The sequence below is a fragment of the Polynucleobacter sp. AP-Sving-400A-A2 genome (genome assembly GCF_018688155.1).
Classification (GTDB): domain Bacteria; phylum Pseudomonadota; class Gammaproteobacteria; order Burkholderiales; family Burkholderiaceae; genus Polynucleobacter.
This window is the reverse complement of sequence record NZ_CP061312.1, coordinates 1,522,467-1,545,679: the sequence shown is the minus strand read 5'-3', so window position 1 is coordinate 1,545,679 and position 23,213 is coordinate 1,522,467. Positions and strand designations below refer to the sequence as shown.

The window sequence follows — 23,213 nt, the reverse complement described above, 5'->3', positions numbered from 1 at the left end:
ATCTCAATTTCGTACAAACTAACAGAATCTTAGCATAGGGGCTATCAGTCATCAAAATGATATTATTTCTAAATGGAACAAGCCGCTAAAGAAACACTACCAATATCCCTAGAAGACGAAATGCGGCGGTCCTATTTGGACTACGCAATGAGCGTCATTGTCGGCAGAGCCCTGCCAGACGTACGTGACGGCCTCAAACCGGTCCATCGCCGGGTCTTATTTGCGATGTATGAATTAAACAACGATTGGAACCGTGCTTACAAAAAATCTGCCCGTATAGTTGGCGATGTGATCGGTAAATACCATCCCCATGGCGATTCTGCGGTGTATGACACCATTGTTCGCATGGCCCAGGACTTCTCCCTGCGCTATATGCTGGTTGACGGGCAGGGTAACTTTGGCTCTGTAGACGGTGATAACGCTGCTGCAATGCGGTATACAGAAATCCGCCTTCGCAAGATCGCCCATGAGTTATTGGCCGATTTGGACAAGGAAACCGTGGATTTCGGGCCAAATTACGACGGTAGCGAGAAAGAACCCCTGATTCTTCCTGCAAAAGTGCCTAATTTGCTGATTAACGGCAGCTCAGGCATTGCTGTGGGTATGGCGACCAATATCCCTCCCCACAACTTGGATGAGGTGGTTACAGCCTGTTTGCACGTATTACACAACCCAGAATGCACGATTGATGAGTTGATTGAGATCATTCCAGCGCCAGATTTCCCGACCGCCGGCATTATTTACGGTGTCCAAGGGGTTCGTGAAGGCTATCGCACCGGCCGTGGTCGTGTGGTGATGCGGGCTAAAACCCACTTTGAGGACCTCGATAAGGGTGCTCGTCAGGCCATCATCGTCGATGAGTTGCCATACCAGGTAAACAAAAAGAACTTGCTCGAGCGTATTGCTGAGTTGGTGAATGAGAAAAAAGTAGAAGGCATTTCTGATTTGCGTGATGAGTCAGACAAGTCAGGTATGCGTGTAGTCATTGAATTAAAGCGCGGTGAAGTACCTGAAGTGGTTCTCAATAATTTGTACAAGAGCACTCAACTGCAAGATAACTTCGGTATGAACATGGTGGCTCTGGTGGACAACCAGCCGCGCCTGTTGAATCTGAAGCAAATGCTGGAGTACTTCTTGCAACATCGTCGCGAAGTAGTGACGCGTCGTACGATTTTTGAATTACGTAAAGCACGCGAGCGTGGCCATGTCTTAGAAGGTTTGGCAGTTGCGTTGGCAAACATTGATGAATTTATTGCCATCATCAAAGCCGCTGCAAACCCAGTAGTTGCTAAGCAAGAATTAATGAGTAAGCCTTGGGACTCTTCCATGGTGCGCGAGATGTTGGCGCGTGCCGAGACAGATACTCCAGGTGGTCGCAATGCCTACCGTCCTGAAGGTTTGTTGTCGGAGTACGGTATGCAAACCACTGGTCTCTATCGTTTATCGGATAGCCAAGCGCAAGAAATTTTGCAGATGCGTTTACAACGCTTGACTGGCCTTGAGCAAGACAAGATCGTCAATGAGTACAAAGATGTGATGGCGGAGATTTCTGATTTGCTCGACTTGCTTGCTAAGCCTGAGCGTGTCACTCAAGTCATTGAGTCTGAGTTGAAGGAAGTGCAAGCCGAGTTTGGTATTGCTGGTGGTGACTCTGGTCGCCGTTCATTTATTGAAATGAATGCAACCGAGTTATTCACAGAAGATTTGATCACGCCACAAGATATGGTGGTCACACTTTCTAATACTGGTTATATGAAGAGCCAGCCTCTGAGTGAATACCGTGCGCAAAAACGTGGCGGTCGTGGCAAGCAAGCTGCAGCTACTAAGAATGAAGATTGGATTGAAACACTCTTCGTTGCGAATACGCATGACATCATTCTGTGCTTCTCTGATCGTGGGCGTATGTATTGGCTCAAAGTGTGGGAAGTTCCACAGGGTAGTCGTAATTCACGCGGCAAGCCAATCGTGAATATGTTCCCCTTGATTGAAGGCGAAAAGATTACGGTGATTCTCCCGATTAAGGGGTATCAAGATGATCATTACGTATTCATGGCAACAAGCTTGGGTACAGTGAAGAAGACGCGTTTGTCTGACTTCTCTAATCCACGTAAGGCCGGAATTATTGCTGTCGATTTAAACGAGAATGACTTCTTAGTTGGTGCAGCGATTACCGATGGTCAGCATGATGTAATGTTGTTCTCCGATGCTGGTAAAGCAGTGCGCTTTGATGAGAATGATGTGCGTCCAATGGGTCGTACAGCGCGCGGTGTACGTGGTATGAACTTAGGTGAAGCTCATCAAGTCATTGCTATGTTGGTTGCCCCAGCTGAAGCTGCTGAAGGCGCTGAAGCGGCTGTTGTTGATGCGAATGGTCTCGCAATTCCGAGTAGCGTACTCACTGCAACTGAAAATGGTTTTGGTAAGCGCACTCCGATTGGTGAATACACCCGTCATGGTCGCGGTACCAAAGGCATGATTGCGATTCAGACAACTGAGCGCAACGGCAAAGTAGTTGCCGCTGCTTTGGTATCTCCTGAGGATCAAATTATGTTGATTACTACTGGCGGTATCTTGGTGCGCACACGTGTTTCAGAGATTCGTGAGATGGGTCGCGCCACACAAGGCGTCACCTTAATTAACGTCGATGAGGGCACTCGCTTGTCTGGCTTGCAGCGTATTGCTGAAAGCGATTCTGATGATGAGAATGATTTGGATGATGGTGAAGACGGTGAGGGTGGAAATGTTTCCGCTGATCCAGCGCTTGGTTCCAATTCTACTGAAGCTGGCGATGCCTAATTGGCATCCATATAAGGTCAATTAACTCATCATGACGTTTGACCGCCGCATTTTCAATTTCGCTGCGGGGCCTGCTACCCTGCCTGAAGAGGTATTAAAGCAGGCTGCTGTAGAGATGTTGAATTGGCGGGGCTTGGGTGCCAGCGTCATGGAAGTGAGTCATCGGGGCAAAGAGTTCATGGCCCTGTATGAGGAAGTGCTGCAAGACTTACGCACTCTCATGGGTATTCCGGATTCCTATGAAATATTGATGCTTCAAGGTGGTGGCTTGGGTCAGAATGCTGCCATCCCTATGAACCTGATGCCTTTAGCCAAAAATGGTCCCAAGGCAGATTTTTTAGTAACTGGTATTTGGTCAGAAAAGTCGTATAAAGAAGCGGACAAGTATGGTGTTGCTCATTTGGCAGCCTCTTCTGCGACTGAAAAATTCAACACGATTCCAGATCGTTCTAGTTGGCAGCTATCAGATGATGCTGCTTACGTTCATTATTGTGCGAATGAAACTATTGGCGGCGTAGAGTTTCCAGCTGTACCTGATGTCAATGGCAAGCTCTTGGTTGCCGATATTTCTAGCAATATCCTTTCTAGAGAAATCGACATCACAAAGTGTGGCGTTTGGTTTGGTGGCGCACAAAAAAATATTGGCCCATCCGGTGTAACCATTGTGATCGTACGCAAAGACTTGATGGGGCACAGTATGAAAATTACACCATCGATTTGGGATTGGTCTAAACAGGCAGTTACTGACTCCATGTTGAATACGCCGCCTACTTTCTCGATTTATATGGCTGGACTAGGATTTAAGTGGTTACTCAAGCAGGGCGGTGTAAAAGCGATTGAGAAGCGCAATCAAGAAAAAGCAGACTTGCTCTATAACTTCCTAGATCAGAGTAGCTTGTATGAGAGCCGCGTTACCAAAGAATATCGTTCCAGAATGAATGTCACATTCTTTTTGAAGGATGAGAACTTAAATGCCCAGTTCCTGGAGCAATCCAATGCAGCAGGCTTAGTTGCCTTGCGCGGTCATAAGGCGGCAGGAGGTATGCGCGCTAGTATTTACAACGCAATGCCACTAGAGGGCGTCAAGGCCTTGGTGGAATTTATGCGTGACTTTGAAAGGCGTGCCTAATGAGCTCCAAAGACCAGAGTACTGAAGAACAGCGTCTAGCGCCAATCCGCGACAAGATTGATGCACTGGATGCGCAGATTTTAGATTTGTTATCACAGCGTGCAAAAGCTGCTCAAGAGGTCGGTCACATTAAGGGTGGGTTTTCATCACCTGTGTTTAGGCCGGAGCGTGAACGTCAAGTTGTCGCTCGCTTACAGGAACTCAGCAAGGGCCCACTTCTATCTGATGGTATCGCCGCAATTTGGAGTGAAGTGATGTCTGCTTGTCGCGCTTTAGAGGCTCGTCAGACGATTGCCTACCTTGGGCCAGTAGGAACTTTTTCAGAGCAAGCAGCACAAACCTATTTTGGCCACTCGATTGCCGGTCTTCCTTGCAACAGCTTGGATGAAGTATTTAAGGCGGTAGAGAAGGGCGCAGCGCAGTTTGGTGTTGTGCCCGTAGAAAATTCTAGCGAGGGTGCCATCTCTCGCACTCTAGATTTACTTCTGGATTCTCCGATGCGGATTAGTGGTGAAGTGGTGCTGCCTATTCGCCACCATCTTCTCACTAAGAGTGGGAGCTTAGATGGTGTGACCACGGTTTGTGCCCACGCTCAGGCCTTAGCGCAATGTCAGCAATGGTTGAGTTTGCATGCTCCCCAATTAAAGCGTCAGGCAGTGAGCAGTAATGCAGAGGCTGCTCGTATGGCTGCCAATGATCCGACTTTGGCAGCGATTGCTGGAGACCCCGCGCAAGAAGCTTATGGATTGCAGGCGGTAGCTGCACAGATTCAGGATGATCCACAAAACCGTACCCGTTTTGTGGTGGTCGGTACTTACGAGTGTCAACCTACTGGCAAAGATCAAACATCTTTGGTGCTTTCAGTAGATAACCAACCAGGTGCCGTGCATCGTTTATTGGAGCCTTTGGCTAAGCATGGTGTTTCCATGAATCGCTTTGAATCTCGCCCTGCTCGCAAGGGAACTTGGGAGTACCACTTCTATATTGATGTAGCGGGACACGCTGAAGACACAAAAGTAGCCAAAGCATTGGAAGAGTTAAAAACGACAGCTGCTTTTTATAAAAACCTTGGCTCATATCCTCACTCAGCATGACATCAAAATCTAATATCGGTTTAAAGCATATTCATGCGATAGCACCCTATGTCGGCGGGCGACCGATTAGCGAAGTTGCGCGTGAGTATGGCCTTGATGAAAACAAGATTGTGAAACTCGCGTCTAATGAAAATCCTTTGGGTATGCCAAAGTCGGCACAAGACGCGATGCTCAAGGCTGCTAGTGACTTGGGTCGCTATCCAGACTCCAATGGTTTTGAATTAAAGCATGTTTTGTCAGCGCGTTTAGGCGTTCCAGCAGATTGGATCACCTTGGGCAATGGCAGTAACGACATTTTGGAGTTGGCTGCACGCGCAGTAGCTCAAGCTGGCGACGAGGTGATTTTCTCTAAACATGCCTTCGCGGTTTATCCATTAGCAACACAAGCTGTTGGCGCTAAGGCGATTGAAGTGGCTGCAACTGCAATGTATGGTCATGACCTGCCTGCCATGCTGCAAGCAATTAAAGCCTCAGGTGATAAAGCCAAGTTGGTGTTTGTGGCCAACCCAAATAATCCAACCGGTAGCTACTTAACGGCTAGGGAGATCGAAGGGTTCTTAATGGCTATACCTGCTCATGTGGTGGTTGTATTGGATGAAGCTTATAACGAGTACCTCACCCCGGAGCAGCGCTACGACGCGATTGCTTGGGTGAAGCGCTTCCCAAATATGATCTTGTCGCGTAGCTTTTCTAAAGCATATGGCTTAGCAGGTTTACGAATCGGATATGGCGTGGCTCAGCCTGCCTTGACCGATTTACTCAATCGCATCCGTCAGCCATTTAACGTCAATAGCCTGGCGCAAGCAGCAGCTATCGCAGCATTTCAGGATTCCGCTTTCTTACAGCAAGGCTTTGAATTGAATCGCGCTGGTTTAGTTCAGCTGACGCAAGCATTTAATGCGCTTGGCTTAACTTACCTTCCTTCAGCTGGCAACTTTGTGTTGGTGAGGGTGGGTGAGGATGATGGCGCTGGTGCTCGCATTAATTTAGAGTTGCTTAAGCGCGGCATTATTGTGCGCCCCGTCGGCAATTACGGTTTGCCACAATGGTTACGTATCTCTATCGGTTTATCCGAAGAGAACGCAGCCTTTATTGCCGCCCTTAAAGATATTTTGGCGCAGCAGTAATTCAATGCTAATTAGACAAATCCCATAAGCCAATGGCCATTATTAATCCATCTAGTAATTACGGTACCGTCGCGATTGTTGGTGTTGGTCTCATTGGCGCTTCCTTAGGTCTAGCATTAAAAAAAGCGGGCGTGGTCAATCAGGTATTGGGGGTCGGCCGTAGCGCACCGAATCTAGATCAAGCGCTCAAGATGGGTGCTATAGATGCTGTAGTTGACTTAGTTGAGGCCGCTAAGCAAGCTGACGTGATGGTGTTGTGCATGCCAGTGGCCCAGATGCGTGCAGCCTTTGAAACCATCGAGCCTCATCTCGAACCCAGAACAATGATTACCGATGCGGGCAGCACTAAGAGCGATGTGATTTTGGCTGCCAAAGAAGTCTTGGGTAAAAAAGCTTGTCAGTTTGTACCGGCACATCCGATTGCAGGTGGTGCGCAACATGGTGCTAGCGCTGCGAAAGCGGATTTATTTGAAGGCAAGCAAACGATTCTTTGCCCCCTACAAGAAAACTCTCCACAAGATACCGATTTAATCGAAGGATTTTGGCAGTCAGTTGGCTCTGTTATTAAAAAGATTTCTTGTGTGCAGCATGATGCGATCTATGCAGCAGTCTCTCATTTACCGCATCTCTTGTCTTATGCATTAATGGCCAGTGTTGTGAACTCAGAAGACGCCGATCAAAAGCTCAGCCATGTGGGCGCAGGCTTTAAAGATTTCACACGCATTGCAGCTTCGAGTCCAGAGATGTGGCGTGATATTTGTTTGGGTAATCGCAGCGCAGTTCTCAAAGAGCTTGATCAATATTTACTCATCGTGACCCATATGCGTAAATTGATTGCTGAGAATGATGGTGCTGGCTTAGAGAAGTTATTCAACAAGGCTAGCAAAGCACGCCAAGATTTGGATGGGCTTTGATGAGTGGCTTGCCAGATATCAAAATTGGACCATTCAAGCGAGCGCAAGGCTCGATAGTCTTGCCAGGCTCTAAGAGCATTTCTAATCGAGCTTTATTGCTGGCCGCCTTATCTTCAGGCACAACAACCCTCAAGAATTTACTAGATGCTGACGATACTCAGGTGATGCGTCATGCGCTTCGCCAATTGGGTTTGTCTGTAACTGATCAAGCTGACAAAGTCTGTGTGGTTGAGGGATGTGGCGGTAAGTTCCCTATCCAAAATGCAGATCTCTTTATGGGTAATGCGGGTACAGCTATTCGTCCATTAACGGCAGCTCTTGCAATGCATGGTGGTCACTATCGTTTATCTGGCGTACCTCGTATGCATGAGCGTCCGATTCGCGATTTAGTGGACGGTTTGCGCCAAGTGGGTGCAAAGATTGATTACGAATTACAAGAAGGTTATCCGCCGATCAAGATTCTTGCTGCTGATATTGAAATTAAAGATGTAGTGAAGGTACGCGGCGATGTCTCTAGCCAATTCCTAACTGCCTTGTTGATGGCCTTGCCTTTGGTAGCAAAAGAGCCCGTCAAGATTGAGGTCATTGGTGAGTTGATTTCTCGTCCTTATATCGACATCACGCTCAAGCTGATGGCGCGCTTTGGTGTGAAGGTAGCTTGCCCTGATGCCCAGTCGTTTGTGATTCCCGCCAAGACCTCTGAGGCGGTATATCAAAGTCCTGGAGTGCTTTCTGTTGAAGGCGACGCATCGTCTGCTTCTTACTTCTTAGCACTTGGTGCGATTGGTGGTGGACCAGTGCGTGTCTTAGGTGTTGGAAGTGAAAGTATTCAGGGTGATGTGGCTTTTGCTGATGCGCTCGCTTTAATGGGTGCGAAGATTTCATCGGGCGAAGATTGGATTGAGGTTGCTGGCGTTCAGAATGCTAATGGCAAGCTCAATGGCATCACGATCGATTGCACGGAGATTCCGGATGCAGCGATGACTTTAGCTGTTGCCGCTTTGTTTGCCGAAGGCCCTACGCGCTTGAACAATATTGCGAGCTGGCGCGTGAAAGAAACTGATCGTATTGCGGCAATGGCAAAAGAGCTGAAAAAAGTTGGGGCTCTCGTTGAGGAGGGTGCTGACTATATCGTGGTGCGAGCTCCTCAATCGACCGCTGACTGGAAGTCTCCTGCAGAGGGCATCGATACTTATGATGACCATCGCATGGCCATGTGTTTCTCTTTGGCTGCTTTTGGTCCTAATCCCCTCAATATCAATGATCCCAATTGCGTTGCTAAAACCTTCCCCACTTACTTTGCTGAATTCGCAAAGATTGTTTCCTAAAAGTTTTTTTGATGAATCTGCCTCCAGTCATTGCCATTGATGGACCTACCGCCTCTGGAAAAGGCACGGTTGCCTCCTTGGTGGCTCAAAAGCTGGGCTTTCATTATCTGGATAGTGGAGCGCTCTACCGGCTTGTTGCTCTTGGGAGTGAAAAAGCATCTGTTGATCCTCAAAATGGCCTGGAATTGGGTTTTTTGGCCAAAAAACTGGTGATTTCGTTCAAAAATGGCCAAATTCTGCTCAATTCTGAAAATGTGACGGATGCGATTCGCACAGAAAGTATTGGTTTGCGTGCTTCTGCAATAGCGGTGCATCCTGAAGTTAGGCAGGCCTTAGTGGCTGTTCAGCATGGTTTTAGGCTTGCCCCAGGCTTGGTTGCTGATGGTCGCGATATGGCCAGCGTGATATTCCCAGATGCAGTTTTGAAGATTTTCCTTACTGCGACAGCCCAAGCTAGAGCTGAACGTCGGTATAAGCAATTGATAGCTAAGGGAATTTCTGCTAAACTAGAAAACTTGTTGCATGATTTGCAAGAGCGCGATGCCAGAGACAGTAGTCGAGGCGCCGCACCTTTGTTAGTCGCAGACGGCGCCAAAGTGCTAGAAACATCGGATTTATCGATAGATCAAGCAGTTAAGACGGTTTTGGATTGGTATCAATCAAAAACAGCTTAATTTTTGGTGAGCAGTAAATAGCAGTAGAAGTTGTTTTGGCGTCTTAAGGAACTCTACAACGCGATTATCTAATTTAGCGTGTTTCTTGGGGCTTTTTTAACCTAACCCGTCAGGCCTTCTGGCGGCACAAAGTGAATATATAAATGTCTGAATCATTTGCAGAGCTATTTGAAGAATCATTAACCCGATCGAATATGAAGACCGGCCAAGTTATTTCGGCTGAAGTACTTCGCATCGACCATAACTTCGTCGTTGTTAACGCTGGATTGAAATCCGAAGCGTTTATTCCTGTTGAAGAATTCCATAACGACGCTGGCGAGATTGAAGTAGCTCCTGGCGATTTCGTTTCTGTTGCTATTGACGCTCTAGAGAACGGCTATGGCGACACCATCCTTTCCCGTGATAAAGCGAAACGCTTGGCATCATGGATGAACTTGGAAAAAGCGCTTGAGCAAGCTGAGATCGTTACCGGTACTGTTACTGGTAAGGTTAAAGGCGGCTTGACAGTGATGGTTAACGGTATCCGTGCATTCTTGCCTGGATCACTCGTTGATACACGCCCAATCAAAGACACCAGCCCTTACGAAGGTAAGACGATGGAGTTCAAGGTTATCAAGCTTGACCGTAAGCGTAACAACGTAGTGTTGTCACGTCGTGCGGTTGTTGAAGCTAGCCAAGGTGAAGAGCGTGCTAAGTTGATGTCTAACCTTAAAGAAGGTAGCGTTGTTCAAGGTATCGTTAAGAATATTACTGACTACGGCGCGTTCGTGGACCTCGGTGGTATCGACGGCCTCTTGCACATTACCGATTTGGCATGGCGTCGTGTGCGTCACCCAAGCGAGATGTTGACTGTTGGTCAAGAAGTTACCGCAAAGATTTTGAAGTTCGATCAAGAAAAGAACCGTGTTTCACTCGGCGTGAAACAACTTGGTGATGATCCATGGGTTGGTATCGCTCGTCGTTACCCGCCAAACACCCGTTTATTCGGTAAGGTAACCAACCTGACTGATTACGGCGCGTTCGTAGAAATCGAATCTGGTATCGAAGGTTTGGTACACGTTTCTGAAATGGACTGGACTAACAAGAACGTTGCTCCAAGCAAAGCTACTGCATTAGGAACTGAAGTTGAAGTGATGGTTCTGGATATTGATGAAGACAAGCGTCGTATCAGCTTGGGTATCAAGCAGTGCAAAGCAAATCCATGGGAAGAGTTTTCACGTGGACAACAAAAAGGCGACAAGTTAACTGGTGCAATCAAGTCTATTACTGACTTTGGTGTGTTTATTGGCTTGCCTGGCGGTATCGATGGTTTAGTTCACCTCTCAGACATTTCTTGGAATGAGCCAGGTGAAGAAGCTGTTAAGAAATACAAAAAAGGCGATGAAGTTGAAGCTACTGTATTGGCCATTGATGTTGAGAAAGAGCGTATCTCTCTCGGTATCAAGCAATTGTCTGGTGACCCATTCAATAACTACACATCCGTAAGCGACAAGGGTAGCCTTGTAACTGGTACTGTGAAAGCTGTTGATGCTAAGGGTGCGACCATTCACTTGGCTGATGAAGTTGAAGCTTACTTGCGTGCTTCTGAGATCTCAACAGATCGCGTTGAAGATGCACGCAATGTATTGAAAGAAGGCGATAGCGTAACTGCAATGATCATTAATATTGATCGCAAGTCACGTGTAATCAATCTTTCAATCAAAGCTAAAGACAGCTCTGACCAACAAGATGCTATGAGCAAGCTCCAAGGTGATGCGCAGTCCGGCACAACCAATTTGGGCGCTTTGTTAAAAGCAAAAATGGACAATCAAGGCTAAATCAATATCGCCGCTTTCCACTAGGGGAGCGGCGGTTTTTTATTGATAGATATGTCAGATCAAGAGCAACAAGCAATTACTCGCTCCGAACTCGTGGAGAGCTTGGCGGAACAGTTCCCCCAGCTATTACCTAGAGATGTGGAGTTGGCAGTAAAAACATTGCTAGACACCATGACTCATGCTTTGGCCGAAGGCAAGCGAATTGAGTTACGCGGTGTGGGTAGCTTTGTTTTGCATCACCGTCCTGCGCGCACTGGTCGCAACCCAAAATCTGGTGAGAAGGTATTAATCCCAGAAAAGCGTGTGCCCCATTTCAAGCCAGGTAAAGAATTGCGTGAGCGCGTTGATTACAAGCCTCTGAAGCAGGTGAGCCCTAAAGAGGGTTCTGGTGCCTAGTCACATAGCGCATATTCAGTGGTCCATTCGGACCATTTTTTTATTTAAATTCTGCACAGCATGATTCAGATTGCAACCTCCTGGCTGTTGTTAATACCAGTCATGTTTGGCATTGGTTGGTTAGCTAGTCGCTGGGATCTGCGTCTTGAGAATCGGATGGATGAGCGTGAGCGTATGCGTCAGCAGCGTTCAACCTTTAAAGGCTTAAGTCTCTTATTAAATGAGCAGCCTGATCAGGCAATTGAAACCTTAGTCAAGATCGCTCAGCTTGATCCCGAAACAATCGATCTTCACTTTGCTTTAGGTAATTTATTCCGTCGCCGTGGTGAAACTGAGCGGGCGATTCGGGTTCACCAACACCTGGCTAATCGCGATGACCTAAAGCCACGTGATCGAGATCATGCTGCCTATGAACTAGGCCGTGATTTTCTACGTGCTGGTCTATTAGATCGCGCCGAAGCATCATTAAATCGCGTGGGTGAAGGCAAGTTTGCAGCGCCTGCAAAAGAGAGTCTGCTGGAGATGTACCAGATTGAGCGGGACTGGAAAAAAGCCATCATTGCTGCAAGCGAGCTCGAGGCCTTGCAAGGAAAGTCACATCACACCGAGATTGCACAGTTTCATTGTGAGCTTGGTCAAGAAGCATTGCGTCGCAAAGATTTGCCGGCGGTTGAGCAGTCTGTTCAGTTGGCATTACAAGCGGTTCCTCACCATGCACGTGGACTTATTTTGCAGGGTGATTATCTAATTGCTATGGACCGCCCAGCTCAAGCAATCGAGGTATGGGCAGTCATTGCTAAAACACATCCTGCTTATATGCATTTGCTTGCAGATCGCTGGATGGCAGCACATACTTCGCTAAATAAAGCTGATGAAGGTTTAAGTGCGCTTTGCGAGTTATTAAAAACCCAAGCCTCTGGTGAGTTACTCGATATTGTGCAAAAGCATATGACCCAAATTCGTGGGGCTCAAGCTGCTGAGGTGATGCTAGTTGAAGTGATGCAACACTCACCAAGTTTGAGTGCGCTCTCAAAATTGGCGGAGACCCGTTTGGCATTAGCTGAGAGCAATGGCACGCCAGAGAGAGTGTCTGATTTACAGGCAACATTGAGTTTATTGAAGCAGCGTACGACCAGTTTGGCCCGTTATACCTGTGGTAACTGTGGTTTTCGCGCGCGACGTTTTTACTGGCAATGTCCGGGTTGTAATCATTGGGAGGCATACTCCCCAAGACGTAGCGAAGGTTCCGTGTCTAGCGGTCCATCGATGTAAATGAACTAAATAAGTTAATTAAACCGTCATCAAATAGTATTTTAATGATGGTATAGAAACCATAGCGATTTGGAGATACCTTGAAAGTTACTATCATCGGCAGCGGTTACGTAGGTCTTGTCACCGGCGCTTGCTTAGCAGAGCAGGGTAATAATGTCTTTTGTGTAGACGTAGATTCTAAAAAGATTGAGATCCTCAACTCAGGCGGTGTTCCCATTTATGAGCCAGGCCTCAAAGAGATGATTGAGCGCAATCGCGCTGCTGGCCGCCTGCAGTTCTCTACCGATATTGCTGCCTCAGTTGCTCATGGCGACATTCAGTTTATTGCTGTTGGCACCCCTCCAGATGAAGATGGCTCTGCTGATTTGCAATACGTTGTAGCAGCCGCTCGCAATATTGGTCGTCATATGAGTACTCCTAAAGTTATCGTCGATAAGTCGACTGTGCCGGTGGGAACTGCTGATAAGGTGTCAGCTGCTATTACCGAAGAGCTCAATAAAAGAGGTCTCTCACCAGAGCTTTGTTCAGTAGTTTCCAACCCAGAGTTCCTCAAAGAAGGTGCCGCTGTAGAAGACTTCATGCGCCCGGATCGCATTGTGATTGGTACGCAAAATACTCCAGCAGGTCTGCGCGCTAAAGAGCAAATGCGCAAACTGTATGCCCCATTTAATCGCCATCATGAGCGCACCTATTATATGGATGTGAAGAGTGCTGAGCTCACCAAATATGCAGCCAATGCCATGTTAGCTACCCGCATCTCTTTTATGAATGAGTTAGCCAATCTGGCTGACTTAGTCGGTGCTGATATTGAAGCAGTACGCCAAGGCATTGGTTCAGACTCTCGCATTGGTTATGGCTTTTTGTACTCTGGTACTGGATATGGTGGCTCTTGCTTTCCCAAGGATGTTTCAGCCTTATCTAAAACTGCTATTGAGCATGGACGTGATCTGAAAATCCTAGATGCTGTCGAAGCAGTGAACGAAGCTCAAAAGTACATCCTTGTAGAGAAGATTGAAAAACGCTTTGGTAAAAATCTGGCTGGCAAGAAGTTTGCTATGTGGGGCTTGGCATTTAAGCCAAACACTGACGATATGCGTGAAGCCCCCAGTCGAGTCATTATTCAGGAGCTGGTTAAGCGGGGTGCCCAAGTAGTAGCTCATGACCCAGTAGCGATGCCAGAAACTAAACATTGTCTTGAAGTGGACTTCAAAGGCAATCCAGAAGGTCTCAAGCAAGTGTCTTTGGTAGATGATCCGATGGCGGCCACCCAAGGTGCCGATGCCCTAGTAATAGTAACCGAGTGGAAAGCCTTCCGTAGCCCGGACTTTGATCTTCTCAAAGCCAAACTGAAGAACCCTATCATCTTTGATGGCCGTAATCTGTATGAGCCACAAGCTATGCAAGAATTAGGTATTGAGTACCAAGGTATTGGTCGTCATAATTAATTAGCAGTACAAAAAGAATTCCTTAGAGAGATTAGTTACATCGTGGAAAAAGCTAACCGAGAACAATTTTCTAAAGCCCGCTTATTGGTAGTGGGTGATGTCATGCTTGATCGCTATTGGTTTGGCGATACGAGTCGAATTTCTCCTGAGGCGCCTGTGCCGGTAGTTCAGGTAGGTAAGATTGATGAGCGTTTAGGTGGCGCTGCCAACGTGGCTCGTAACGTAGCCGCTCTTGGTGCCAAGACCACGATTTTGGGTGTGATTGGTGATGATGAGGCAGGGCGACGCGTTACAGATCTCTTGAAATCTAGTGGTGTGAATAGTCAATTAGAGATTGATAGCAAAGTGCCGACGACTGTGAAGCTACGCGTCATCGCAAGACAACAGCAATTGATTCGCTTGGACTTCGAGGAAGCTCCAAGTGAGGCAGCTTTGGCCCACAAACTCGAGCGTTATGAGAAGTTAGTTGGTGATGCTGATGTGGTGATTTTGTCTGACTACGGCAAGGGTTCATTAGGTCAAGTAACTTTGATGATTGAGCAGGCTCGCGCTCAAAAGAAAATGATCCTAGTCGATCCTAAGGGTGACGACTACGCTAAATATCGTGGCGCTACTGTGCTCACTCCAAATCGTAGCGAGCTCCGCCAAGTTGTGGGTAAATGGACCAGTGAAGAGGATCTCACCAAGAGAGCGCAAGATCTCAGAAAGTCATTAAACCTAGAAGCGCTTCTTCTCACTCGTTCCGAGGAGGGTATGAGCTTATTTACCGATGCTGGTGTGAGCCATGTAAAGGCGCAGGCACGTGAAGTATTTGATGTATCAGGCGCGGGCGATACCGTTATAGGTACGCTAGCAGTCGCATTAGCAGCTGGCTGGCCACTGGAAAGGGCGATGGCTTTGGCTAATCGGGCTGGTGGTATTGTGGTTGGTAAGTTGGGTACTGCCACTGTTACTTCTGAGGAATTGCAATGACGATTATCGTAACCGGCGCTGCTGGGTTTATTGGTGCCAATATTGTTCAAGCGCTCAATGCGCGTGGTGAGAAAAATATTATTGCAGTTGATGATTTACGCCCGGCTGATAAATATCGCAATCTAGCAGATCTAGACATCATTGATTACCTTGATAAAGACGATTTTCTGAAGGCATTTAGAAGCGGTCGCCTTGGTAAAGTGAGGGCAGTCTTTCATGAAGGGGCTTGCTCCGATACGATGGAAACGGACGGCATCTTCATGATGGCGAATAATTTCCGTTACACCATGGATTTACTCGATATCTGCACAGAACAAAAAGTACAACTACTCTACGCCTCTTCAGCGGCAACCTATGGTGGTTCTGATGTGTTTGTAGAGAGTCGTGAGCACGAAAAGCCGTTGAATATTTATGGCTATTCTAAGTTTCTATTTGATCAAGTGATGCGCAAGCGCTTTACTGAAAAAGCCAATACTGCACAAGTAGTTGGTTTCCGCTACTTCAATGTCTACGGTCCACGTGAATCACATAAAGGTCGCATGGCTTCAGTGGCATTCCACCAATATCACCAGTACAAAGCCAACGGCAAAGTTAAGCTCTTTGGTGAATATGGTGGCTATGGCGCAGGGGAGCAAAGCCGTGACTTTGTATCAGTGGAAGATGTGGTGAAGGTAAATTTATATTTCTTGGATCATCCAGAAATCAGCGGTATCTTTAATCTCGGCAGTGGCCGTGCACAACCATTTAATGATGTTGCTCATGCGGTAGCCAATGCTATGCGTAAAATTGATAATGCCAACCCTGCGAGCCTAGAAGAGTTGGTTAAAGAAAAGGCGATTGAGTATATTCCTTTCCCAGATGCACTCAAAGGTAAGTACCAGTGCTTCACGCAAGCAGATTTAACTAAGCTGCGTGCTGCTGGATACTCAGAACCCTTCCTCAATGTGGAGCAGGGTGTCAGTCGTTATGTTGCTTGGCTATCAGCCAATGCGGATTTTTTGGCAAGCCCACTTTAGGAAGCTAAAAGCAGTCAACCGACTGAATCTTTATTCGTTGTAACTAATCCACTTGTACTTTGTGCGGGTGGATTTTTTATTAACTGATGGAGATTAAATGAATCAATTATTAAAGTCTTTAGTATTTTCAGTATTTGTAGCTGTCTCAGGTTTAGCTGCTGCCTCGCCAATCAATGTGAATACTGCAACCCAGTCTGAACTAGAAAGCATCAAAGGAATTGGGCCGTCTAAGGCGAAAACAATTATTGCCGAACGATTAGATGGTGGGCATTTTCAGGATGCCAATGACCTCCAAAAACGGGTGCGCGGCATTGGTATGAGATCCGTAGAAAAGATGGTGGATAACGGCTTAACTATTGAGGCGCCAAGTTCTTTTCGTGAACCGCATGGCCGCACCAATAAAGAGGGCCCCAAGGCTAGCAGACGTGGTTCACGCAGTCAAAGTGGTGCGCGCCATCATTCGGATCGTGCGGAACCAAGTCGCCGAAATTAAACCCTTTTACGTCTAGCCTAGCTTATGGCTAAAATGGTTTCATGAACATACCCTCTTACTTAACTATTTCACAGACCGTGGGCAATACACCCCTGGTTCGTTTGCAACGCATTCCGGGCGCTGAAAACGACTCCAAAAATAATCTGATCTTAGGAAAGTTAGAGGGTAACAATCCAGCGGGGTCGGTAAAAGACCGACCTGCGCTGTCGATGATCCTGCGCGCACAAGAGCGTGGCGAAATTAAACCTGGCGACACCCTGATTGAAGCTACCAGCGGTAACACTGGCATTGCTTTGGCAATGACTGCTGCAATGTTAGGCTACAAGATGGTCTTGGTGATGCCTGAAAACCAAAGTATTGAACGTCGACAAAGTATGGCTGCCTATGGAGCGGAACTCATTCTGACAGCAGCTTCTGGTGGCATGGAATTTGCGCGTGACTATGCATCGCAATTACAGAAGGAAGGTCGTGGCAGATTATTGGATCAATTTGCAAATCCAGATAATCCACGTGCTCACATTGAGACAACTGGCCCAGAAATCTGGCGCGATACCCATGGTCAGGTGACGCACTTTGTCTCATCGATGGGTACTACTGGAACCATTACCGGAGTCTCCACTTATTTAAAAACCATGAACCCCAATATCCAGATTATTGGCGCGCAACCAGAAGAGGGTTCGCAGATTCCAGGTATCCGTAAATGGGCTCCAGAGTATCTGCCTAAAATTTACCAAGGCGATAGGGTTGATCGTATTGAGTATGTAAGCCAAGCAGATGCCGAAGAAATGGCGCGTCGTCTTGCGGCCCAAGAGGGTATCTTCTGCGGCATTTCAGCTGGCGGTGCTTTGGTAGTTGCCTTGCGAATCGCTCGCCAGGTAGAAAACGCCACGATTGTCTTTATCGTTTGCGACCGTGGTGATCGCTATCTATCTACTGGAGTTTTTCCGGCGTAAGACATTCAAACTTCAGTATTAAGTCTGCTTTGGTTTTTTCTTATTGGCAGTTTTCTTAGGTTTGGGTTTTACTGATTCACTCGCCTTTGTTTCAGATTTTGTTTTAGGTGTACTGACCGGTACTACGCTTTGGTTCTTGTAGCCCAGAGCTTCTGCAAACTCTGCAACACTTTGCGCGTAAAAGTAACTGCGGTTGTATTGCACAATCGTCAGGAAGTTATTTAAGCCAACAACATAGCGTACCTGATCGTTATCATCTTTATCGGGGTAAGGCAGGTCAACAATGAGAGCCTTACTTTGTGGTTCAACGCCACCAGACTGAAGGTCGCCTCGCTCATTGGTGAGAATACCTTTTGTAATGAGTTCTTGAATAGAGTATTTGAGTTGAGGCTCACCATCAGCTAGCATTCCTGCTTCGCTGATCGCCGCTTCCTGTACCGGGAAGTAAATGGGCATACCAGGCTGCCAACCATGTTTTTTCATGAAATTGCCCACACTAGCGATAGCATCTTTAGGGCTTTGCTTAAGGTCAATGCGGCCATCCCCATCGCCATCCACCGCAAAGTTACGGATGCTGCCAGGCATAAATTGCGGCAAGCCAATGGCGCCTGCATAAGAGCTATTTTGATTGAGGCAGCTATTAAAGCGAGATGGACTCAAGCCTTGATTGCTATTATTTGCCGGCAAGCTGCCACCGCCCTCAGTCCAGCACATGAGGACGAGTTCTTGAAGCTGATCTTTAAATAGTTGCTCTCTGCTTGCTTTATTGGGGGTATCGGGATAGCTGAAGGCTAAGGTAGAAAGCACGTCCTTAACTCGAAAATTGCCAGTTTGACGGCCATAGATGGTTTCAATACCAATAATGGAGACAATGACTTCAGCTGGAACTCCAGATTCTTGTTCAACTTTACTTAAGAATGCTTGGTTTTGCTCCCAAAAAGCCTTGCCAGCCTTCAGGCGAACTGGCTCAATAAAGCGCTTGCGATAGGCCACCCAATTCTTTTTGAAGTTGCCAGACGGGGGTAATACCAATTTGCGTATGGACGGAATTGTTTTAGCATCTAAGAAGCCCGCTTCCAGAATGGCTTGAGGGATTCCCTGGGTTTGAGCAATTTGAGTAATTAATTGGTTGAGACTTTGGCTAAAACGGACTTCTATCGCAACATCCTCAGACTGGTTTACGATAGTCTCTGTAGGACTTGCTTGCTGAATAGGGGTACTGGAACAAGCGCCAAGTAGTAGCACTATTAATAGTGTTGAAGCAAGGTAGAAGACACGAAAATTCATGGATATAAGGATGGGTTTTTGAAGAGTTGGCAGATTTAATTAAATTATAAAAACTATAGTTTTGCTATTGAGGATTTCCAGCAATGACAACAGGATACATAACTCACCCCGATTTTCTGAAACATGAGATGGGTAGCCATCATCCTGAGTGTCCGGAGCGTATTCAGGCAATCAATGATCAATTAATTCGAAGTGGCATTGATCGCTTTCTACACCACCTCGATGCCCCTTTGGCAACTGAAGAGCAGCTAGAGTTAGTTCATAGCCCAGATCACGTTGCCTTTGTTAAAGAGCGCTCACCAGCGAGCGGCTACTTTATGCTCGATGGTGACACCATCATGAACCCCCATACTTGGAGTGCTGCGCTACGTGCGGCCGGTGCTGCTATTGCGGGTGTTGATGCGGTAATGAAGGGTGAGGTTGAAAACGTGTTTTGCGCAGTTCGTCCCCCCGGACACCATGCAGAGCCAACCCGCTCGATGGGATTTTGTGTTTTTGATAACGTTGCCGTAGCAGCGCGATATGCAATAGAGACATACGGTATTGAGCGCGTGGCCATCATTGATTTCGATGTTCACCACGGCAATGGTACTGAAGCAGCATTTTTTAATGACCCTAATGTACTCATGTGCAGTTTCTTTCAGCATCCGTTTTATCCATACAGCGGCTTAGATAGAGCAAGTAATATGGTGAATGTTCCGCTTCCAGCATCTACGCGTGGTGATGTGGTGCGCTCCATAGTGGAAGAGCAATGGCTGCCACGTCTTCGGGACTTTGAGCCTGAACTCATTATCATTTCTGCAGGTTTTGATGCTCATCGTGAAGATGACTTGGGTCAGATGGGTTTGGTAGAAGATGACTACGCCTGGATTACCAAACAGTTAAAAGGCGTTGCAAGCCAATATGCTCAGGGTCGTATCGTCAGCTGCCTGGAGGGTGGTTATAACCTTTCTGCTTTGGGCCGTAGCGTGGTGGCGCATGTCAAAGCTCTTGCTGATATTTAATTGCAGTCAGACTCCAGAAATCTAGAAGCAGAGAAGATCCATATCCAAGGAACGCATGGCTAATATTTTTGAGCAGGGCTTAGAGCGCAATCCTGCAAACTTCACTCCGATTACCCCTTTATTGTTTCTGGAGCGATCCGCCCAAGTCTACCCAGATCGCTTGGCGGTCATTCATGGCAAGCTGCGTCAGACTTGGGGTCAGACTTATGAGCGCTGTATTCGCTTGGCAAGCGCCTTGCAAAAACACGGTATTGGCCTGGGTGATACGGTTGCCGTGATGTTGCCCAATACGCCGCCCATGGTTGAGGCGCATTTTGGAATTCCAATGTCTGGGGCGGTATTAAATGCTTTAAATACGCGCCTTGATCCCGAGTCAATTGCTTTTATGCTTAATCATGGCGAAGCAAAAGTCGTGATTGTAGATCCCGAATTTTCGGGAGTGATGAAAAAAGCCCTTGAGATAGCTAAGAAAGAAAGTGGTCGCGAGTTTCTGGTGATTGATATCGAGGAAAAAGAGTTTGATGTCCCCGGCGACAAGCTCGGCAAACTCACTTATGAAAAGTTCTTATCTGAAGGCGATCCTCAATTCGCTTGGCAAGTCCCTGCAGATGAATGGCAAGCCATTTGTTTGAACTACACCTCAGGTACTACGGGCAATCCAAAGGGGGTGGTGTATCACCATCGCGGCGCAGCGATCAATGCGATCTCGAATATTTTGGACTGGGATATCAGCAAGCACCCCACCTATCTCTGGACGCTCCCGATGTTCCATTGCAATGGCTGGTGCTTTCCATGGACGGTAGCGGCACGCGCTGGTATTAATGTATGTCTACGTCGAGTAGATGCGCAGCATATATTTGCCGCCATTAAAGATTATGGCGTCACCCATTACTGCGCTGCTCCCATTGTGCATAACCTATTAGTCAATGCCCCCGATGAATTAAAACAAGGGGTGCCTGTAGGCGTAAAGGGCTTAATCGCAGGCGCTGCACCACCCGCATCCATCATTGAAGGAATGGAAAAGCTAGGGTTTGATTTAACCCATGTCTATGGATTAACGGAGACTTACGGACCAGCAGCGGTATGCGTCAAACAAGATGAATGGAATGACCTTGAAATTGGTGAGAGAGCTCGCCTCAATGCGCGGCAAGGTGTTCGCTATCACCTGCAGCAGGCGATTGCCGTCCTTGATTCCGTAACTCTTAAGCCAGTTCCTGCCGATGGCGAGACGATGGGCGAAATTATGTTCAAAGGCAACATTGCCATGAAGGGTTATCTCAAAAATGAGAAGGCAAGTAAAGAGGCTTTTGAGGGTGGTTGGTTTCATTCGGGTGATTTGGCGGTAATGAATCCCGATGGCTATGTGAAGATGAAGGACCGTAGCAAAGACATCATCATCTCTGGTGGTGAAAACATCTCCTCTGTGGAAGTTGAGGATGTTCTTTATCGCCACCCAGCTGTCATGGCTGCTGCAGTAGTTGCTAAGCCAGACCCTAAGTGGGGAGAGACACCTTGCGCCTTCCTGGAAATTAAGCCGGGAATAGAGGTTACGCCTGCTGAGATCATTGCACACTGCAAGCAGCATCTAGCTGGCTTTAAGGTACCAAGAGCCATTGTGTTCTGTGAGCTACCAAAGACTTCTACTGGCAAGATTCAGAAGTTTGAACTTCGCAAGCAGGCGGGCTCGGCTTCAGCAATCGACGTCTAGCCCCAAATAGCGTTGGGCGGATAAAATAGAAGAGTTACTCAAAAAATAGAGATCCAGCATGAAAATCATAGTGGCAGTAAAGCGGGTTGTTGATTACAACGTCAAAATTCGGGTCAAATCAGATCACTCTGGTGTAGATCTAGCGAACGTCAAAATGAGTATGAATCCATTTGATGAGATCGCGGTAGAGGAGGCGGTTCGCTTAAAAGAGGCTGGTGTTGCTACTGAGATAGTAGTGGTTTCTGCTGGCCCCACTCAATGCCAAGAGACCCTGCGTACTGCATTAGCGATTGGCGCGGATCGTGCCATCTTGGTAGAGACCGATACTGAATTACAGCCTTTAGCTGTTGCAAAAATTCTTAAAGCGCTTTCTGAAAAAGAGCAGGCTCAGATCATTATCTTGGGTAAGCAGGCGATTGATGACGATAGTAATCAGACGGGACAGATGCTAGCTAGCTTAATGGATATTCCCCAAGCAACTTTTGCTTCTAAAGTAGTAGTTGCCGACGGTAAAGCGAACGTGACTCGTGAGGTGGATGGCGGCTTGGAAACCATTGCGATTACTTTGCCCGCAGTCATTACTACTGACCTACGTTTGAATGAGCCACGTTATGTGACTTTGCCAAACATTATGAAAGCTAAAAAGAAGACTTTAGAAATCGTGAAGCCTGAAGAGCTTGGCGTTGACATTGCCCCACGTCTCAAAACCCTCAAAGTAGAAGAGCCGCCAAAGCGTTCTGCTGGTGTAATGGTGGCTGATGTGGCAGCTTTGGTAGATAAACTTAAAAATGAAGCGAAGGTGATTTAAATGGCTGCACTCGTTATTGCTGAACACGACAATCAATCTTTGAAGGCAGCTACGCTCAATGCAGTAGCTGCAGCTCTTCAATGCTCTCCCGAGGTAGATGTATTAGTGGCTGGTAGCGGTACTGATGCTGCCGCTTCTGCTGCCGCTCAAATCGCAGGAGTGCGTAAAGTGATTCAAGTGGATGCTGCATCTTTAGCTGATCAACTCGCTGAACCCTTAGCTGCACAGATTTTCTCTATTGCTGGTGGCTATAGCCACATCCTTGCTCCAGCGACTGCTAACGGTAAGAATGTCTTGCCGCGTGTTGCCGCTAAGTTAGATGTAGCGCAATTATCCGATGTCATCAAGGTTGTCTCACCCGACACCTTTGAGCGTCCAATTTATGCTGGTAATGCGATTGCTACTGTGCAATCTGCTGACCCAGTTAAAGTCATTACGGTTCGCACAACCGGTTTTGATCCTGTTGCTGCAAGTGGAGGATCCGCTGCAGTAGAAAAGCAAGCTACTACTGAGGTTTCTGGTGGATCTTCATTTGTAGGCCGCGAACTCACGAAGTCAGACCGTCCTGAACTCACTGCCGCCAAAATCATCGTGTCTGGTGGTCGTGGTTTAGGCTCTGGTGAGAAATATCAAGAAATTATTGCGCCCTTGGCCGATAAGCTCGGTGCAGCACTAGGCGCATCTCGCGCTGCAGTCGATGCAGGTTATGTTCCAAACGACTATCAAGTAGGTCAGACCGGTAAGATCGTGGCTCCACAGCTGTATGTTGCCGTTGGCATCTCTGGTGCGATTCAGCATTTAGCAGGCATGAAGGACTCTAAGGTCATCGTAGCAATTAATAAAGATCCTGAGGCGCCAATCTTTAGTGTTGCTGATTATGGTTTAGTTGCAGATCTCAATACCGCCGTCCCTGAATTAACTAACTTACTTGCTTAAGACTTTTAAAAGATCTCTGTAACTATCCCCACTTCCGATCTATA

19 protein-coding genes and 1 pseudogene are annotated in these 23,213 nt (G+C 47.2%); 19 read left to right on the top strand and 1 reads right to left on the bottom strand.

The genetic code is table 11. From position 1 onward, the window contains the following. Nucleotides 1–72: 72 nt before the first annotated feature. From gyrA to cysM, 15 genes and pseudogenes are all read left to right on the top strand, one after another. Nucleotides 73–2,796: a DNA gyrase subunit A gene (gyrA, locus tag C2758_RS08120; protein WP_215327728.1), complete on the top strand. Its 2,724-nt coding sequence runs from the start codon at nt 73–75 to the stop codon at nt 2,794–2,796. 31 nt (nt 2,797–2,827) lie between these two features. Then, nucleotides 2,828–3,925: a 3-phosphoserine/phosphohydroxythreonine transaminase gene (gene serC / locus C2758_RS08115; protein ID WP_215327727.1), complete on the top strand. Its 1,098-nt coding sequence runs from the start codon at nt 2,828–2,830 to the stop codon at nt 3,923–3,925. Next, a complete protein-coding gene (pheA, locus tag C2758_RS08110; RefSeq protein WP_215327726.1) occupies nt 3,925–5,019 on the top strand; it encodes a prephenate dehydratase in 1,095 nt (364 codons plus the stop codon). The genes serC and pheA overlap by 1 nt, the downstream gene beginning before the upstream one ends. Further along, the gene (gene hisC / locus C2758_RS08105) at nt 5,016–6,146 is read left to right on the top strand and encodes a histidinol-phosphate transaminase (protein WP_215327725.1); all 1,131 of its coding nucleotides are present in this window, start codon (nt 5,016–5,018) and stop codon (nt 6,144–6,146) included. Before pheA ends, hisC begins: the two co-directional genes overlap by 4 nt. 32 nt (nt 6,147–6,178) lie before the next feature. Then, nucleotides 6,179–7,060, top strand: a complete 882-nt coding sequence (locus C2758_RS08100) for a prephenate dehydrogenase/arogenate dehydrogenase family protein (protein ID WP_215327724.1) — start codon at nt 6,179–6,181, stop codon at nt 7,058–7,060. 8 nt (nt 7,061–7,068) lie between these two features. Then, entirely contained in the window at nt 7,069–8,388 is a 1,320-nt protein-coding gene (aroA, locus tag C2758_RS08095) for a 3-phosphoshikimate 1-carboxyvinyltransferase (RefSeq protein ID WP_215330206.1), read from the top strand. A gap of 11 nt (nt 8,389–8,399) precedes the next feature. Then, nucleotides 8,400–9,062 carry a (d)CMP kinase gene (gene cmk, locus C2758_RS08090; RefSeq protein ID WP_215327723.1) on the top strand — a complete coding sequence of 221 codons (663 nt, stop codon included), beginning with the start codon at nt 8,400–8,402 and terminating at the stop codon, nt 9,060–9,062. 143 nt (nt 9,063–9,205) lie between these two features. Further along, complete coding sequence (rpsA, locus tag C2758_RS08085) at nt 9,206–10,879, top strand: 30S ribosomal protein S1 (RefSeq protein WP_215327722.1); 1,674 nt, start codon at nt 9,206–9,208, stop codon at nt 10,877–10,879. Nucleotides 10,880–10,930: 51 nt separating this feature from the next. Next, nucleotides 10,931–11,227: pseudogene (locus C2758_RS08080) on the top strand (integration host factor subunit beta); the annotation flags it as partial. A 108-nt stretch (nt 11,228–11,335) separates the two neighbouring features. Next, nucleotides 11,336–12,547 carry a lipopolysaccharide assembly protein LapB gene (gene lapB, locus C2758_RS08075; RefSeq protein WP_215327721.1) on the top strand — a complete coding sequence of 404 codons (1,212 nt, stop codon included), beginning with the start codon at nt 11,336–11,338 and terminating at the stop codon, nt 12,545–12,547. Between the two features lie 80 nt (nt 12,548–12,627). Next, nucleotides 12,628–13,992 carry a UDP-glucose/GDP-mannose dehydrogenase family protein gene (locus tag C2758_RS08070; protein WP_215327720.1) on the top strand — a complete coding sequence of 455 codons (1,365 nt, stop codon included), beginning with the start codon at nt 12,628–12,630 and terminating at the stop codon, nt 13,990–13,992. Between the two features lie 42 nt (nt 13,993–14,034). Next, nucleotides 14,035–14,964, top strand: coding sequence for a D-glycero-beta-D-manno-heptose-7-phosphate kinase (gene rfaE1 / locus C2758_RS08065; protein WP_215327719.1), 930 nt, complete (start codon nt 14,035–14,037; stop codon nt 14,962–14,964). Beyond that, nucleotides 14,961–15,980 carry an ADP-glyceromanno-heptose 6-epimerase gene (gene rfaD, locus C2758_RS08060; protein ID WP_215327718.1) on the top strand — a complete coding sequence of 340 codons (1,020 nt, stop codon included), beginning with the start codon at nt 14,961–14,963 and terminating at the stop codon, nt 15,978–15,980. The genes rfaE1 and rfaD overlap by 4 nt, the downstream gene beginning before the upstream one ends. A 97-nt stretch (nt 15,981–16,077) precedes the next feature. Next, a complete protein-coding gene (locus C2758_RS08055) occupies nt 16,078–16,473 on the top strand; it encodes a helix-hairpin-helix domain-containing protein (protein ID WP_215327717.1) in 396 nt (131 codons plus the stop codon). A 41-nt stretch (nt 16,474–16,514) separates the two neighbouring features. Next, on the top strand, nt 16,515–17,426 hold the full coding sequence (cysM, locus tag C2758_RS08050; RefSeq protein WP_215327716.1) for a cysteine synthase CysM: 912 nt from the start codon (nt 16,515–16,517) through the stop codon (nt 17,424–17,426). Nucleotides 17,427–17,444: 18 nt separating this feature from the next. Here cysM and C2758_RS08045 read toward each other — a convergent pair whose 3' ends face one another. Continuing rightward, on the bottom strand, nt 17,445–18,713 hold the full coding sequence (locus tag C2758_RS08045) for a lytic transglycosylase domain-containing protein (protein WP_215327715.1): 1,269 nt from the start codon (nt 18,711–18,713) through the stop codon (nt 17,445–17,447). 83 nt (nt 18,714–18,796) lie between these two features. Between C2758_RS08045 and C2758_RS08040 the strand changes: the two genes are divergently transcribed. The 4 genes from C2758_RS08040 to C2758_RS08025 are packed head-to-tail and all read left to right on the top strand — an operon-like array spanning nt 18,797 to nt 23,169. Then, a complete protein-coding gene (locus C2758_RS08040) occupies nt 18,797–19,717 on the top strand; it encodes a histone deacetylase family protein (protein WP_215327714.1) in 921 nt (306 codons plus the stop codon). 55 nt (nt 19,718–19,772) lie between these two features. Then, on the top strand, nt 19,773–21,425 hold the full coding sequence (locus tag C2758_RS08035) for an acyl-CoA synthetase (protein WP_215327713.1): 1,653 nt from the start codon (nt 19,773–19,775) through the stop codon (nt 21,423–21,425). A 58-nt stretch (nt 21,426–21,483) separates the two neighbouring features. Further along, nucleotides 21,484–22,233, top strand: coding sequence for an electron transfer flavoprotein subunit beta/FixA family protein (locus tag C2758_RS08030; protein ID WP_215327712.1), 750 nt, complete (start codon nt 21,484–21,486; stop codon nt 22,231–22,233). Beyond that, nucleotides 22,234–23,169, top strand: coding sequence for an electron transfer flavoprotein subunit alpha/FixB family protein (locus tag C2758_RS08025; protein ID WP_215327711.1), 936 nt, complete (start codon nt 22,234–22,236; stop codon nt 23,167–23,169). The last annotated feature ends 44 nt before the right edge of the window (nt 23,170–23,213 follow it).

Coding starts and splice junctions, on each gene's coding strand:
- lapB (WP_215327721.1), top strand. CDS start 11,336: ATGATTCAGATTGCAACCTCCTGGCTGTTGTTAATACCAGTCATGTTT.
- rfaD (WP_215327718.1), top strand. CDS start 14,961: ATGACGATTATCGTAACCGGCGCTGCTGGGTTTATTGGTGCCAATATT.
- C2758_RS08035 (WP_215327713.1), top strand. CDS start 19,773: ATGGCTAATATTTTTGAGCAGGGCTTAGAGCGCAATCCTGCAAACTTC.
- gyrA (WP_215327728.1), top strand. CDS start 73: ATGGAACAAGCCGCTAAAGAAACACTACCAATATCCCTAGAAGACGAA.
- pheA (WP_215327726.1), top strand. CDS start 3,925: ATGAGCTCCAAAGACCAGAGTACTGAAGAACAGCGTCTAGCGCCAATC.
- rpsA (WP_215327722.1), top strand. CDS start 9,206: ATGTCTGAATCATTTGCAGAGCTATTTGAAGAATCATTAACCCGATCG.
- serC (WP_215327727.1), top strand. CDS start 2,828: ATGACGTTTGACCGCCGCATTTTCAATTTCGCTGCGGGGCCTGCTACC.
- hisC (WP_215327725.1), top strand. CDS start 5,016: ATGACATCAAAATCTAATATCGGTTTAAAGCATATTCATGCGATAGCA.
- C2758_RS08045 (WP_215327715.1), bottom strand. CDS start 18,713: ATGAATTTTCGTGTCTTCTACCTTGCTTCAACACTATTAATAGTGCTA.
- C2758_RS08100 (WP_215327724.1), top strand. CDS start 6,179: ATGGCCATTATTAATCCATCTAGTAATTACGGTACCGTCGCGATTGTT.
- cmk (WP_215327723.1), top strand. CDS start 8,400: ATGAATCTGCCTCCAGTCATTGCCATTGATGGACCTACCGCCTCTGGA.
- cysM (WP_215327716.1), top strand. CDS start 16,515: ATGAACATACCCTCTTACTTAACTATTTCACAGACCGTGGGCAATACA.
- C2758_RS08055 (WP_215327717.1), top strand. CDS start 16,078: ATGAATCAATTATTAAAGTCTTTAGTATTTTCAGTATTTGTAGCTGTC.
- C2758_RS08030 (WP_215327712.1), top strand. CDS start 21,484: ATGAAAATCATAGTGGCAGTAAAGCGGGTTGTTGATTACAACGTCAAA.
- C2758_RS08025 (WP_215327711.1), top strand. CDS start 22,234: ATGGCTGCACTCGTTATTGCTGAACACGACAATCAATCTTTGAAGGCA.
- C2758_RS08040 (WP_215327714.1), top strand. CDS start 18,797: ATGACAACAGGATACATAACTCACCCCGATTTTCTGAAACATGAGATG.